This is a genomic window from Ruegeria sp. HKCCSP351 (assembly GCF_017872535.1).
Taxonomy (GTDB): Bacteria; Pseudomonadota; Alphaproteobacteria; order Rhodobacterales; family Rhodobacteraceae; genus Ruegeria.
Map to the genome: position 1 here is coordinate 43,675 of NZ_JAEDOV010000006.1, position 14,748 is coordinate 58,422.

General features: G+C 59.3%; 14 protein-coding genes and 1 tRNA gene. 2 read left to right on the forward strand and 13 right to left on the reverse strand.

Translation table 11 applies throughout. From position 1 onward, the window contains the following. Positions 1–8 precede the first annotated feature (8 nt). The 12 genes from I9182_RS13235 to I9182_RS13290 form a co-directional block, all read right to left on the reverse strand. Complete coding sequence (locus tag I9182_RS13235; RefSeq protein WP_209598570.1) at positions 9–767, reverse strand: SDR family oxidoreductase; 759 nt, start codon at positions 765–767, stop codon at positions 9–11. After that, on the reverse strand, positions 764–1,570 hold the full coding sequence (iolB, locus tag I9182_RS13240) for a 5-deoxy-glucuronate isomerase (protein WP_209507858.1): 807 nt from the start codon (positions 1,568–1,570) through the stop codon (positions 764–766). Before iolB ends, I9182_RS13235 begins: the two co-directional genes overlap by 4 nt. 48 nt (positions 1,571–1,618) lie before the next feature. After that, entirely contained in the window at positions 1,619–2,800 is a 1,182-nt protein-coding gene (locus I9182_RS13245; protein ID WP_209598571.1) for a phytanoyl-CoA dioxygenase family protein, read from the reverse strand. A 47-nt stretch (positions 2,801–2,847) separates the two neighbouring features. Then, entirely contained in the window at positions 2,848–3,747 is a 900-nt protein-coding gene (gene iolE, locus I9182_RS13250; RefSeq protein WP_209507862.1) for a myo-inosose-2 dehydratase, read from the reverse strand. Continuing rightward, positions 3,744–5,576, reverse strand: a complete 1,833-nt coding sequence (gene iolD, locus I9182_RS13255; protein ID WP_209598572.1) for a 3D-(3,5/4)-trihydroxycyclohexane-1,2-dione acylhydrolase (decyclizing) — start codon at positions 5,574–5,576, stop codon at positions 3,744–3,746. The genes iolE and iolD overlap by 4 nt, the downstream gene beginning before the upstream one ends. A gap of 151 nt (positions 5,577–5,727) precedes the next feature. Next, on the reverse strand, positions 5,728–6,549 hold the full coding sequence (locus I9182_RS13260; protein ID WP_209507866.1) for an ATP-binding cassette domain-containing protein: 822 nt from the start codon (positions 6,547–6,549) through the stop codon (positions 5,728–5,730). Position 6,550: 1 nt separating this feature from the next. Further along, complete coding sequence (locus tag I9182_RS13265; protein WP_209507868.1) at positions 6,551–7,657, reverse strand: ABC transporter permease; 1,107 nt, start codon at positions 7,655–7,657, stop codon at positions 6,551–6,553. 68 nt (positions 7,658–7,725) lie between these two features. Then, on the reverse strand, positions 7,726–8,646 hold the full coding sequence (locus tag I9182_RS13270) for a sugar ABC transporter substrate-binding protein (RefSeq protein WP_209507870.1): 921 nt from the start codon (positions 8,644–8,646) through the stop codon (positions 7,726–7,728). Positions 8,647–8,770: 124 nt separating this feature from the next. Beyond that, entirely contained in the window at positions 8,771–9,784 is a 1,014-nt protein-coding gene (gene iolG / locus I9182_RS13275) for an inositol 2-dehydrogenase (protein WP_209598573.1), read from the reverse strand. 388 nt (positions 9,785–10,172) lie between these two features. Continuing rightward, a tRNA-Arg gene (locus I9182_RS13280) sits at positions 10,173–10,249 on the reverse strand. Positions 10,250–10,270: 21 nt separating this feature from the next. After that, positions 10,271–10,747: a GNAT family N-acetyltransferase gene (locus tag I9182_RS13285; RefSeq protein ID WP_209598574.1), complete on the reverse strand. Its 477-nt coding sequence runs from the start codon at positions 10,745–10,747 to the stop codon at positions 10,271–10,273. Beyond that, positions 10,748–11,059: an ETC complex I subunit gene (locus tag I9182_RS13290; protein ID WP_209507877.1), complete on the reverse strand. Its 312-nt coding sequence runs from the start codon at positions 11,057–11,059 to the stop codon at positions 10,748–10,750. A 270-nt stretch (positions 11,060–11,329) separates the two neighbouring features. Here I9182_RS13290 and uvrB point away from each other — a divergent pair, with 270 nt between their 5' ends. Both uvrB and I9182_RS13300 read left to right on the forward strand, forming a co-directional pair. After that, positions 11,330–13,516 carry an excinuclease ABC subunit UvrB gene (gene uvrB / locus I9182_RS13295; protein ID WP_209598575.1) on the forward strand — a complete coding sequence of 729 codons (2,187 nt, stop codon included), beginning with the start codon at positions 11,330–11,332 and terminating at the stop codon, positions 13,514–13,516. 79 nt (positions 13,517–13,595) lie between these two features. After that, complete coding sequence (locus I9182_RS13300; RefSeq protein ID WP_209598576.1) at positions 13,596–14,246, forward strand: hypothetical protein; 651 nt, start codon at positions 13,596–13,598, stop codon at positions 14,244–14,246. Positions 14,247–14,424: 178 nt separating this feature from the next. On the opposite strand, the gene I9182_RS13305 is transcribed toward I9182_RS13300, so the two are convergent. Further along, positions 14,425–14,715, reverse strand: coding sequence for a hypothetical protein (locus I9182_RS13305; protein WP_209507883.1), 291 nt, complete (start codon positions 14,713–14,715; stop codon positions 14,425–14,427). Positions 14,716–14,748 lie beyond the last annotated feature (33 nt).

Genomic DNA, 14,748 nt, shown 5'->3' on the forward strand with positions numbered 1-14,748 from the left:
TTTCGCCTTCAGATCGAACCGCCCTCGACCATGAAGTTGCCCGCGCTGCACATGGCGGCGTCGTCCGAGGCCAGAAACAGCACCATGCGCGCGACATAGACAGGCTCAATCGGATCGGGCAGGCATTGGCGGTCGACCTGTTTGGCCAGCGCCTCGGGCGTGACCCACAGGTCTTTCTGGCGGTCGGTCATGATCCAGCCCGGCACAACCGTGTTCACACGAATGCGGTGATCGCCCAATTCGCGCGCCATGGTGCGCGTCAGGCCGTGCACCGCCGATTTCGCGGTGGCATAGGCCGGAAAACCTGCCCCGGCCTCCCACCACGAATTCGATCCGATATTGACGATCGAACCTGCGCCCTTGGCGATCATACCCGGGGCCACTGCCTGAATGGCAAAGAATATATGGCGGATATTGGTCGCCATCCGCTCATCCCAATAGTCCGGCGTCACCTCGCGCCAGTCGTGGCGGTCATCCTGGGCAGCGTTGTTGACCAGCACATCCGCCTCGCCCAGCTCCTCGACCAGTTGCTCCAGCGCAGCCCGCATTGCTTCGATATCGCGCAGGTCGCATCGCGCAAAGGCGTGTTCACCGTCCAGTTCCGCCAGCAGAGCAAGGCCCGCATCCGCATTGATATCCAGAAACCCGACCTTCGCCCCTTGTGCCGCAAAGGCGCGAACGGTTTCCGCACCAATCCCCCCGGCCCCGCCCGTGATGATAACCTTTTTGCCCGCAAGGCTTGGGTAATTGGCGAAGTCTTGGCTCATCCGTCACGCTCCATGATCCATTCGACCTCGGGGGCCAGGGCAAACCGCCATTTGCGCAGGGGGCCCGCCATGACGTTCAGGTAATACATCTCAAACCCATAGGGCGCGCCGCAAGGGTGATGGCCACGCGGAACGATCACAACATCGCCATCGGAGACGGCCATCGTCTCATCCAACTGGCCGTCATCGGTATAGACCCGCTGAATTCCGAACCCGTTGGCCGGGTTGAGGCGGTGATAATATGTTTCTTCCAGATAGGTGATGCGGGGAAAATCATCCTCATCATGTCGATGACTGGGGTAAGAGGACCAGTGCCCATTGGGCGTAAAGACTTCGGTCACCAGAAGACTGTCAGCACAATCCTCGTTCTCCATCGCTATATTGTTGATATATCGCGTATTCACACCCTTGCCGCGTTCGGTCAGCGTGATGCCATCCGGCCCGATCCGGCGCGCTTTGTGGCCGCCCTTGCCCGGGGCCGAGCAGACCGCCACAACACAATCGGTTTCCGCCACAGCCTCCCACTCGGTTCCGTTGGGCAGATACAGGCTATGCGGCGGCGTCTTTTCGAACACGTTCATCCGACCGCCCAATACGCCCCAGTCCTGCCCGGCCCCGGTGATCCGCGCCTTGCCTTCGACCATCACCAGAATGACTTCGCGGTCTCCTGTCGCCTCGGCCGCCCTGTCGCCCGCTTGCAGATGATACAGCCCAAAACCCACATATCGCCATCCGGCACTGTCCGGGGTTATGTCATGTACCTTGCCACGGGTTCCAATAGGCTTCTTCAGCAGGTCTGCCATTCTTGTTCTCCTTATTGGGCGGGCCTAAACGGCCCGCCTGTATCGCCCTCAGGCCGCTTGCCGTGCTTGCAGGGCCGAAAGCGCCTCGGACAGTCGGGCCTCGGCCCACCCTTCCGATACGGCCCGGTGCAATATGTCGGCCTGGCTTTCAGGCGCGTTGCCACCAATCGGCGGGTCGGTGTCCAGATTGGTCGGGAACGGATAGCCCTCAGCCGTTGCGGCAATCGCCGCATTCAGCTCTGCCGCACTCAGCGCCCCACGTTGTTTCAGGGTGACCAGCGACGGAAACACCGTCTGCGACATGGACTGCCGGTCAACCATCTCCATCGCACGGCCGAAGGCAGATGAGACCTGCAACAGGTTCGCCATCCGCTGAATATCCGCACTGCTGTTTTCCCCGGCAGCGTGGAACAGCGCCGGGTTGAAGAACACCGCATCCCCCTTTTCAAGGGGCAACTGAATGTAGTTCTCTTCGAAAAACGCCCGGTGTGCCGCGTCATGGAAGGCGAGATATCCCGGCGCATAAAGCTGCGAAAACGGCAACAGTTTGGTTGGGCCGCTTTCCACGGGCATGTCACAATGCGCAACCGCCCCCTGCAAGGTCAGCGAAGCCGTCACCAGATGGGCATGGGCCGGATACCGGGCGGCGCTGTCGGCGGTTTGAAAGCCCAGATGATAATCCCGATGCGCCTGCTGTGCCTTGCCGCCGGGGCGCACCTGATTGATTTGCGCGGTCATTTGATAGTTCGGCCCCAGCCACGCCTCGCAAGCCGCTGCAATGGCCACATTCCCGAAATAGAGCGCAAAGCCCTCGGGATCGCGCAAGCACTGTTTCTGCAATGCGTTCCATATCCGGTCATTCGCGCCCGAGGCCGCGAAGTGGTCACCTTCCCCGGCCCCGCCCTGACGTTCTTCCTCGATGATCTGATGGAACACAGCGGTCGCCCGGTCGATCACGGACGTATCCGCAAATGCGCCTTTTAGAACGATCACACCCGCAGATTTGTCCAACACGCCTGCCCATTCTGCCAGCAGTTCTTTTCTTTGATCCGCATTCTCCAGCGCCGGGCGCAGGGCGTGCATATCATAGATCGGAACGTTCTTTTGCACCGATGCGGCATGAGGCACCGCACCGGTTGTCAGGTTTTGCGAGGTCAACACCTTGAACTCATCCAGATCGCAGGATTCCCGGTCAAAATAGCCGACGTATCCAAGTTCTTGATGTACCATGACAAACTCCTCTTTCATGGCTTCGGTGTTGCCCCGAGGGGCGGTGATTAAACGGTGATCTCCAACCCTGCCTTGCCGCAAACCTCGACGATGTGGTCATAGCCCAATTTGGAGTACTCATAGGGCGGCGCCTTGGCGGGGTCCTGCTCGGCCTCGACCACGATCCAGCCGCTGTAATCCATTGCTTTCAACGCGTTGGCTACGGCCTGAAAGTCGATGCACCCATCACCCGGCACGGTGAACGCGCCGGCGATCACCGCATCCAGAAAGCTGCGATTGTTCTCGCGCGTGTCCCGCACGATGTCCGGGCGGATATCCTTGAAGTGGACATGGTGCACACGGTCGCCCCAACGGTTCAGTGTGGCCATCACGTCGCCGCCACCAAACAGCAGATGGCCCGTATCGAAGCACAAGCTCAATTCGGGGCCGGAACCCTCCATCAACCAGTTCACATCCTCTTCGCTTTCGATGATCGTGCCCATGTGATGGTGATAGGCCATCGGCATACCCTGATCTGCCATCCATTTGGCAAGCTCGGTCAGTTTGCCCGCATAGGCCAACACATCGTCTTTGGACAGCTTCGGGCGGTCATTGACCGGCGTTCCGATCTGCCCCTGAACGGTATTTGAACACTCGGCGTAAACGATGCAGGGGCTGTTCAGGGCAACAAACTGTTCCACCTGTTCACGCACGATGGCGATTTCGGCCTCAAGGTCATTGACCAGAGTACTGCCCGAACACCAGCCGCCACACAGCGCGATGTCACTGGCATCCAGATAGGCGCGCAACCCTTCGGTGTCGCCGGGCATCCGCTGGCCGCGCTCAACACCGGTATAGCCGATCTCGCGCGCTTCTTTCAGCGCCTGCTCCATCGTGTAGGCTGCGGTCAGGTCCGGCAAATCGTCATTCTGCCAGGCAATCGGAGAGATACCGATCTTCACGCTCATTTCGTGTTTCTTTCCTTGATGGCGACCTCATAGGCCGCACGTTTTTCGTTTACTTCCGGACGGATGCTGACCTCGGGCACCGCCACTTCCCACCACGTTCCACCATATTCGGTCGATGGGTAGGGATCGGTGTCGATCACCACCACATAGGGGCCTTTGACCTCGCCACGTTTGGCCAGTGCCTCCTCAAGCTCGGCGATCGAGCTGACCTTGACCGCCGTCGCCCCCATTGCTTCGGCATGTTTGGCAAAGTCGATCACCGAATTTTCACCGCCGATTGCGTGATCCAGCAGGTTGTTAAACTCGGCCCCGCCGGTTCCTATCTGCAAACGGTTGATGCAGCCAAAGCCGCGATTGTCGGTGACCACAACGGTGAACGAAATCCCCATCATCGCCGCCGTCGCCATTTCCGAGTTCGCCATCATATATGTGCCGTCACCGGTAAAGCAGATCACGTCGCGGTCGGGCTGGGCCATCTTGATGCCCATGGCACCGGCGATCTCATACCCCATGCAGCTGAAGCCATATTCCATGTGATAGGCACCGGGGCGCGGTGCCTTCCACAGCTTGTGCAGCTCACCCGGCATCGTGCCTGCGGCACACATGGCAACGGTGTTTTCATTGGCCGCCCGCTGCACGGCACCAATCACCTGCATGTCCGTGGGCAGCGCATTGCTGTCCACCGGCGCGTCGGTCAATGCGTCGACCTTGGCAAACCACTCGGGTTTCAGCGTCGCGGACATATCCGGCGCGCGGTAACCGCCCAACGCGTCGCTCAGGTCACCCAGCCCTACGCGGGCGTCAGCCTGCAGCGGCATCGCGCCGTGCTTTGCCGCGTCATAGGCGGCGGTGTTCAGGCTGATCAATTCCCGCTCGGGGTTCGCGAACAATCCCCATGACCCGGTGGTGAAATCCTGAAACCGGGTGCCGACGCCCAGCACAAGATCCGCCTTTGCGCAGATATCGTTGGCAGGCTCACCACCCGTGACGCCAATCGGACCCAGGTTCAGGGGGTGATCCCAGGCCAGCGCGGATTTACCGGCCTGCGTCTCGGCCACCGGCACGTTGTGCGCTTCGGCAAAGCGCTGCAACGCGGCGGTCGCATCCGAATAATGCACACCGCCCCCGGCCACGATCACAAGGCGCTTGGCTGCCTTGATTGCGGCCACGGCTCGTGCCAATTCACCTTCATCCGGACGAATGCGGCGCTGATACCAGACGCGCGGCTCAAAAAAGCTTTCGGGATAATCATAAGCCTCGGCCTGCACGTCCTGACAAAAGGCCAGCGTCACCGGACCGCAATCCGCCGGGTCCGTCATGGTGCGGAAGGCACGCGGCAGCGCCGTCAACAGATGCTCCGGCCGGGTGATGCGGTCGAAATAGCGGCTGACCGGTCTGAAACAGTCATTCGCACTAATAGTTCCGTCCGAGAACACTTCGGGTTGCTGCAAGACCGGGTCAGGGCCACGCGTGGCGAACACGTCACCGGGCAGCAACAAAACCGGCAGGCGGTTCACATGGGCCAGCGCCGCAGCGGTAACCATGTTGGTGGCCCCCGGCCCGATGGACGAAGTGACCGCCATCGCACGCCTGCGCCCCAACTGCTTGGCATAGGCAATCGCACAATGTGCCATCGTTTGTTCATTATGACCGCGATAGGTGGGCAGGCTGTCTTTCACACCGTGCAGCGCCTCGCCCAGACCGGCCACATTGCCGTGGCCGAAAATCGCCCAGACACCTGCGATAAAGGGCTCTCCAGCCTCGTTCATCTGCGCGCCCAGATAGCGCACCAGAGCCTGCGCCGCGGTCAGTCGGACTGTCTTGCTCATCATGATCCCTTTCAACTCAGCTCCGCCTTTGGCGGCCTGCGGGTTTTCTCATTTACGAAGGTGCCAGCTTTTGTATCAAAGCCTGAAAACAGAGTGGCGTCACGTGCCACCGCCCGATGGATGCCCCATTGGGGCATCCAAGTTCTGAACTTTAAACCGTGCCGCCCAGCGATCCTTCAAGCTCGGCCATTTCCTGACCGCCCGCCATCAGGTCCTGCAACTGCTCTGGCGTGATCTCGCCACGCGTTGCTGTGCCCAGCGTCTTGCCCCGGTTCAAAACGGTGAACCTGTCGCCCACCGCCAACGCGTGACGCACGTTGTGGCTGATGAAAACCACGCCGACGCCCTGACTTCGCACCTTGTCGATGGTGGCCAGAACGTTCGAGGTCTGGCGCACACCCAGGGCCGAGGTCGGTTCGTCCAGGATCAGGATCTTGGCCCCGAAGTACACGGCGCGGGCAATGGCGACGGTCTGCCGCTCCCCCCCAGACAGGGTGCCAACCGCCTGATCCGGCCCGCGCAGGTTGATGCCCATCTTGCGCATCTCTTCCATGCAGACCTCATTCGCGTGTTCAACATCGAACCGTTTCAGCAGACCTTTACCCTTGGTCGGCTCGCGCCCCATGAAGAAGTTGCGCGTGACGCTCATCAGCGGGATCATCGCAAGGTCCTGGAACACGGTCGCGATACCTGCCTCCATCGCATCCCGAGGGGTGTCGAAATGCAGCGGCTTGCCTTCGAAATAGATCTCGCCCTTGGTGGGTTTATGTACCCCGGACATGGTCTTGATGAAGGTTGATTTACCCGCGCCGTTATCGCCCAGCAGGCAGTGGCATTCACCCGGCTTGACGTCGAAACTGACACCCGCCAATGCGATGATGTTGCCAAAGTGCTTTTCGATATCCTTCATTTCCACGATGGGGGCCTGATCACCCGCCGCATCGCCGTGGTGGAACTTGGTATCTTCGGTCATATCAGCGCTCCCCGGTTACGCGTTTGCGGATCGCGTTGTTGAACAGAACGGCTATCAGCAGCATCGCGCCCAGGAACACCTGGAACCAGTCCTGATCGAAATCCGTATAGGTCAGTCCGATGACAACCATGCCAAAGATGATCGACCCAAAGAACGCCCCGATGGCCGAGCCATATCCGCCCGTCAGCAGGCAACCCCCGATCACGGCGGCGATGATCGCCTCGAATTCTTTCTGAAAACCGCGCCGCGCGTCGGTCGAGCCCGCGTCGATCACCGTAATGATGGCCACCAGTGCAGCGCAGCAGGCGGTCAGCATGAACAGGGACACCTTGATCTTGCTCACGGGAACACCTGAGTTCGAAGCAGCAGTGCTGTCACCGCCCGCCGCGAAAATCCAGTTCCCGGCAGGGGTCCGCAGCAACACGTAGGTGGCTGCCAATGCCAGCACGATGAACCACAGGATTTCGACCGGAACGCCGGGTACCTTGGGTGCCCCGCTTTTGAAGGTGTCAATCATGCCGTTGGCCGCCAGCCAGGTAAACAGGCTGCCAAAGGCTTCGCCCGAAAAGAACGGTGCCAGCCAGTCGTTTTCAACCACGTCACGCACACCGCGCAACTGGGTCGATCCTCCGGTCGCCGCCTTGAGGCCAACCAACGACAGACCGCGTAGAATAAACAGGAAAGCCAGCGTCACGATAAAGGACGGCAGGCCGGATCTTATGACGATATTGCCGTTCACCGCCCCGACGAATGCCGCGAATACAAATGTCATGGGGATCGCAACGATCAGTGGCAACTGCCATGTCACCACACAGACGCCGAAAAACAAGCCCGCGAACGCCACCATTGAACCGATGGACAAATCAAACTCGCCACCGATCATCAAAAGGGCCGCACCGATTGCCAGAATGCCCAGCTGTGCCGCAGGTGTCATGAAGTTCATGACCCCGGCCAGGGTAAACATCGAATCGTCTGCTGTGATGGCAAAGAAGATGACCACCAGAACGACGCCCGCCATCGCACCGAGTTCGGGCCGTTTCATGAGCTTGGTCATGAAAGGTTCTTTCTTGACCCTTTCGTCCCCGGCGATTTGCGCTGAGTCACTCATCGTTTCCTCCCACTTGGGTGGGAACGGCGCCACCGCGCCGCCCCGTTTTGTTCAGGTTGCGGTATGGATCAGCGGATGCCCTGCGCGGACAGCTCGATCACCTGCGCGGCCTTGTCCTGAGTGATCAGGTTCGGACCCGAAGGAACATTACCACCGGGCATCAGGCCGTATTTGGCGTGCAGGCCCATGAAGTTCACCGACAGGTACCCTTGCAGATACTGCTGCTGGTCGATGGCAAAGGCCGCGTCGCCATCCGCAATCGATTGCAGGAAGTTGGCCGACAGGTCGAAGGATGCAACATTCACGTCACGGCCCGACGCTTTGACAGCGGCAACAGTCGGCTCACCGGCCGAGCTTGCACCCAGCGCCATGACCGTATCGACGGCTTCGTTTGCAGCCAGAGCAGCCGCAACTTTAGACTCGATCTCCGACGGGTCGTTCGAGGTCGGCAGAACTTCGACATTACCGCCAAAGCCTTCCGCGAAACCTGCACAGCGCAGGTCCAGCGCAACGTTGCCCACTTCGTGGTTCACGCAGATCGCGGTTTTGCCCCCCATCGAAGCCAGTTGTTCGCCCGCAGCTTTACCTGCGTCAAACTCGTCCTGACCCACGTGCAGCAATGCACCCAGCTGTTTCGACACATCCGACCCCGAGTTGATCGAGATCACCGGGATGCCTGCGGCAACGGCACGTTCGATTGACGGGCCAAGCGCATCCGCATCCGGGATCGAAACGATCAGGCCATCGGGTTCCTGGTTCACGGCAGCGTCGATCAGCTGCGACATGGCCACCATGTCGAAAGTTTCCGGCGCGCGGTATTCCACATTCACACCGACGTCCTTGCCAGCCTGTTCAACACCGTTCTTCACGACGTTCCAGAATGCGTCATTGGCCTGGCCATGCGATACGACCACGATGTCCTGCGCAAGTGCGGGCGTAGCCAGGGCCAGTGCCCCCGCGGCAAGTGCACCCTTAACGAATTTCTTCATTTCAGTTTCCTCCCATTGGTTCAGTCTGATCTTCTGCTGGGGTACCGGCCCCAATCATCCGGCAGTGCCGAATCTCAGTGGCTGCGGCGCAAAGCCGAGCTGTCTTTAGTTTGAAGAATTTCGGTCATTTTGCAACCGGTTTCAAAATTTCCTCCATTCGAACGGGCTTTCCCGTCTGCGCTGACAGGGTCGCGGCCTCGGCCATTGCCAGCGCCGCCACACCATCCTGCAACGTGACGGGAACGTCGGAACCGCCGCCGACAGCATCAACAAATGCGGCCCATTCAACGCGGTAGGCCGGCATATAGCGTTCCAGAAAGAAATAAGTCGGCTTTGCGCCCACAACGCCATCCGCCGTCGATTTCACGACGGTGTTTTCCAGCATGTTATGCGCCTGCAACAACCCTTCCGAACCCAGCAACTCGACCCGCTGATCATACCCATAGGCCGCCCGGCGCGAGTTCTTGATGACCGCAATCCGGCCGTCTGCGTAAGTCATTGTGACCACAGCCGTGTCCACATCGCCTGCCGCGCCGATCTCTGCATCCACAAGCGACGATCCCACCGCCGTGACGGTCTGGGGCACATCCCCCATCAGAAAGTTCGCCATGTCGAAATCGTGGATCATCATGTCCCGAAACAGTCCACCGGACACTTTTACATAGCTGACCGGTGGCGGGGCCGGGTCAAATGACGTGATCGACAACAGTTCGGCCTTGCCGATTTCACCTGCGTCCAAATCGGCCTTCAAAGCTGCAAAATTAGGATCGAACCGCCGGTTAAACCCAATCATGACAGGTTTGCCGCGCCCCGCGACGGCTTTCAGACAGTCCTGTGCCCTCTGAAGGCTCAGATCGACGGGCTTTTCGCACAGAACGGCTTTGCCAGCACCCGTGGCCGCCTCGATCAGGTCGGAATGCGTATCCGTCGGCGTTGCAATCAGAACCGCGTCAATTTCGGGATCAGCGATAATTTCTTCTGAACTGCGTGCCTCGGCCCCATATTCATCCGCGAGGTTGTTCGCCGCCTCGGGCAGCGCATCGGATACCGCACACAGCCTGCTTCCCGGATGGGAAGATATGGCCTGCGCATGAACGCGCCCGATACGTCCGGCACCCAGCAATCCGACCCTCAACATGCAGCTCTCCCGAATCTTGTTGTTGTGCGTAACAATGATTTTCTTTGCAACCGGTTGCAATATATTTTTTACATCACCCTCGGTTTTGCCAGCGGTTCCCGCAGCCTCAACACGAATACCGCGCAAAAAACCGGTCTGATCTCAACAGGATTGCACTGCCTGACACGCATATTTCCGCGCAAATACCAGCCTACGGGAATCCCCCAATATCGCCGCACGGTGAATCACGTTAGATTGTACGTAAGGAACACGTACTACCACTCTGTGACCCCCTTAGAGGGGCTGGCATGACCCCCTCGTCCAGCCCCTCATACCACACCAAACAGCCACAAAATCACGACGCGCCAACCAAAGCAGGCGCATGTCCGGTATTGATCTGGTTTGACAATGGCGATCCCTGAAGGACTCGAACCCTCAACCTGCTGATTAGAAGTCAGCTGCTCTATCCAGTTGAGCTAAGGGACCGCTGCGCCCTTCTTGCGGTTTTTACCCGCGGGGTTCAAGAGGCAAGCGCATGAATGCGCTGTTGGGATCGTCAACATACCCAAAGATAGGCCCGCAATAGGAATAACCCAGCGACTCATACAGCTTGCGCGCGGCATCATATTCGCGAAGTTGGCTCGCCCCGGTCTCAAGAACCAAAGCCTCGCACCCCTCTGCGCCAGCCTGTTCAGCCAGATGCACCATCAGAACGCGCGCCAGCCCGCGCCCTCTTGCCTGCGCCAGAATATGCACCGATTTCACTTCGGCGGTACCATCAGGCAGCGCCTTCAGCGCACCGCACCCCAATGGCTGCTGTCCGTCAAAAATGGCCCAGAACCGCACCCCCGGGCCAGCCAGTGCTTGGGCGTCCATCGTGTGGTTGCTTTCCGCAGGTCCCGCAGTTTCGCCATGGGCAAAATGCGCCTCGACAATCGGGCGCAATACGTCCGATGTCGGGTCAGCCTCGCGGATTTCGATCATTCAGTGTGTCCAGGGGCCGCGCCGGTCGGTTGCGAAATTCTCGCCATAGCCCCGCGCGCGCAGATTGGGCTTGCGCTTGTGCGGCTCGCTGACCTGCGCATCGATACCGTGGGCCTTGGCATAATCCAGCGCCTCTTCCCGCGTGTCGAACTTCAGGCGTACCTGAGCCTGCGTGTCACTGGACGACGTCCAGCCCATCAGCGGATCAACCTCGCGCGCCGAGGCCGGGGCGTATTCCAGAACCCATTTGCGGGTCTTGGCCATCCCCGAGGTCATCGCATTTCTTGCGGGCTGGTAGATCCGTGCGCGCATGTCGCCTCTCCGTACTCACTTGGCTGAGCCCGTTTATGCGTCAGAGCGCGCCTGGGGGCAAGATTGCAATTGTCGCGGCCCTCGCCTGCGAACTCATGTCAGAATCTGTCATCGGGCTGGGATAGGGTCTCGCCAAACATACGCAAGAACATCACACCGTCTCACCCGTCGCACGGCCTCAGACCGCATAGCGGGCAATGAATCCGGATCGGCCCTTGCAGTTGGACAAAATAAGAACAAATGTAAGGGCCTGACGCCCGGAGCCTACCAATGCCTTACGCCCATTCCGACAAGACCCAACTGACCACCGAAGACGTGCGCGCGCGCCTGAAACTGGAAGGCGGCAAGCAATTCGTGATGCATACCGAATTCAACCCGGCGGGCGATCAGCCCACGGCGATCAAGGAACTGGCGGGCGGCGTGCTGGACGGGGAACGCGATCAGGTGCTGCTGGGCGCGACCGGAACGGGCAAGACCTTCACCATGGCCAAGGTGATCGAGGAAACCCAGCGCCCCGCCATCATCCTGGCCCCCAACAAGACGCTGGCGGCGCAGTTATACGGTGAATTCAAAGGCTTCTTTCCCGAAAACTCGGTCGAATATTTCGTGTCCTACTACGACTATTACCAACCCGAAGCCTATGTGCCGCGCTCTGACACCTACATAGAAAAAGAATCCCAGATCAACGAACAGATCGACCGGATGCGCCACTCGGCCACGCGGGCGTTGCTGGAACGCGATGACGTGATCATCGTCGCCTCGGTCAGCTGCATCTACGGTATCGGCTCGGTCGAAACCTACGGGGCGATGACGCAGGATCTGAAGGTCGGTCACGAATACGACCAGCGGCAGGTGATGGCCGATCTGGTGGCCCAGCAATACCGTCGCAACGATCAGGGGTTTCAGCGCGGCTCGTTCCGGGTGCGGGGCGACAGCTTGGAAATCTGGCCCGCCCACCTCGAAGACCGCGCCTGGAAGCTGTCCTTCTTCGGCGAGGAACTGGAACAGGTCACCGAATTCGACCCGCTGACCGGCGAAAAAACCGACACGATGGACCATATCCGGGTCTATGCGAATTCCCACTACGTGACGCCGAAACCGACGATGCAGCAGGCGATCATCGGGATCAAAAAAGAACTGCGGATGCGCCTCGACCAGCTGGTCGGCGAAGGCAAACTGCTCGAGGCGCAGCGGCTGGAACAGCGCACCAATTTCGATCTGGAAATGCTCGAGGCCACCGGCGTCTGCAACGGGATCGAGAACTATTCGCGCTATCTGACCGGCCGCGCTCCGGGCGAACCGCCACCAACCCTGTTCGAATTCATCCCCGACAACGCCATCGTCTTTGCCGACGAATCCCATGTCAGCGTGCCGCAGATCGGCGGCATGTACCGGGGCGACTACCGGCGCAAGTTCACGCTGGCCGAACACGGATTCCGCCTGCCGTCCTGCATGGACAACCGGCCTTTGAAGTTCGAGGAATGGGATGCCATGCGCCCGCAATCCGTCTTCGTCTCGGCCACCCCCGCCGCGTGGGAGCTGGACCAGACAGGCGGCGTCTTCACCGAACAGGTGATCCGCCCCACCGGCCTGCTGGACCCGCAGGTCGAAATCCGCCCCGTGTCGATGCAGGTCGACGACCTGCTGGACGAGGTGCGAAAGGTCGCCGCCGATGGCTATCGCACATTGGTCACAACGCTGACCAAACGCATGGCCGAGGATCTGACCGAGTACCTGCACGAACAGGGCATCAAGGTCCGCTACATGCATTCCGATATCGACACGCTGGAACGGATCGAGATTCTGCGCGACCTGCGTCTGGGCGCCTTCGACGTGCTGGTCGGCATCAACCTGCTGCGTGAAGGGCTCGACATTCCCGAATGCGGGCTGGTCGCCATTCTGGATGCCGACAAGGAAGGCTTTCTGCGGTCCGAGACCTCGCTGGTTCAGACCATCGGCCGCGCCGCGCGCAACGCCGAGGGTAGGGTGATCATGTATGCCGACAAGATCACCGGTTCGATGGAACGCGCGCTGGCCGAAACCGACCGCCGCCGCGCCAAGCAGATGGCCTATAACGAGGAACACGGCATCACGCCCGCGACCGTGAAAAAGAATGTCGAGGATGTTCTGGCCGGGCTGTACGAGGGCGACGTGGACATGAACCGCGTCACCGCCACCATCGACAAACCGATGCACGGCGCCAACCTCGAGGCGCATCTGAACGGGCTGCGCGACCAGATGCGCAAAGCCGCCGAGAATCTGGAATTCGAAGAGGCCGCCAACATCCGGGATGAGATTAAACGCCTGGAAGCGGTCGATCTGGCCATCGCCGACGACCCCATGGCCCGCCAATGGGCGGTCGAGAAAGCCTCGGAAGATGCCGTGAAATCGCGTGGGCGGTCTACGGCTGGACGGCCGGGGCAAAGGGGTGGGAATGTTAAGCGGCGGAAGAGGTAGGTTAAAACGCAACTGACGGTTGCAATTTGCCTCAAAGCAGGAAATCTATCTTCTTAGACAATCGGTTTAGGAAAGTTTTTTGATCACGCTTCTTATTGTAGTTGGACTGCTCGGAACAATTTCACTCCTAGCAATGGTTTGGGTATGGGTAAGTGTGCTCGCAGGATGGCGCGAAGCGTCGCCCGGCAGAAGTTTATCAATGCTATGGTTCGTGCTCCTATTGATGATCATCTGGGGACTTGGAGTAGATTCGAACTTTAGCGGCTTACGAATGCTGGCGCTCGCTGTATGGCCCGCCTCAATCCTATTTTTACTGGGAGATGCTTTAACCGCGAGACTTTTTGTTTTTTTCTTTGCGGCGTTGATTTTACTGTTTTTGGTGGCCGCAGCCGCTGCGATCATGCCGGGCAAGGCAAAAATACCGACTATTATTGTTGGCGCAATGCTTACAGTGATAGGTCCGGTCGCGTTGCAAAACCTGCAAGTGCAATGGCAAATGAAAAGATACGCGAAAGCATCCGAGTTACGCATCATAGAACGTTCGTCTTTGTTCAAGTCCATTCGAGAACGCTCCGACGGTTACCAGTCCCCACATGGCGTCGCGTGTAACAGCGAGAATTGGCCGTTTCTTTGGAGTTATCGGCACAGAGACTGGATCGCACTGCCGTCCAACACCCGTTACGGCGGTGATACTAAGGAAAGAGTTATGAGCGTTTGCCTGAGTAGGTAAGTCACATCCCACACTCCACCCTTGCAGCCCAGCGCGCACTCCTCCACGTTTGAATTCACAAATTGTGTTTCCAAGCGGTTGCCATGACGAACCCGAACACCCTGGCCAGACCACATGAGGTCCAAATCGCTGTTCTCTCCAAATAAAAGAAAGGGCGGGTCTATCCCCGCCCTAACCGCTACCCCTTATCCCAATGGGCAATCACGTCGTACCCAACCGGCGTCGGCGGGCCTTCCATGAATTCAGCGAAATGGCCCCACAGCTCTGCCACTTTGGGCGCGTTTGCGTTCGAGGTCGCCTCGCTTTCGACCACCGAGATCACATAGCCTGAACCATCCTCGTTCATCACATTGGTAAAACTGTGCATGCCGGGCATACCCATGATGTCGGATTTCAATTCATTCATCTTCGCCGTCGCCGCTTCGCGCGTACCGGGCTTCATTTTGTATTGGGTAATTCGTGCAAACATCACTTTCCTCCCTCGTCTGGCGAAATTGCTATG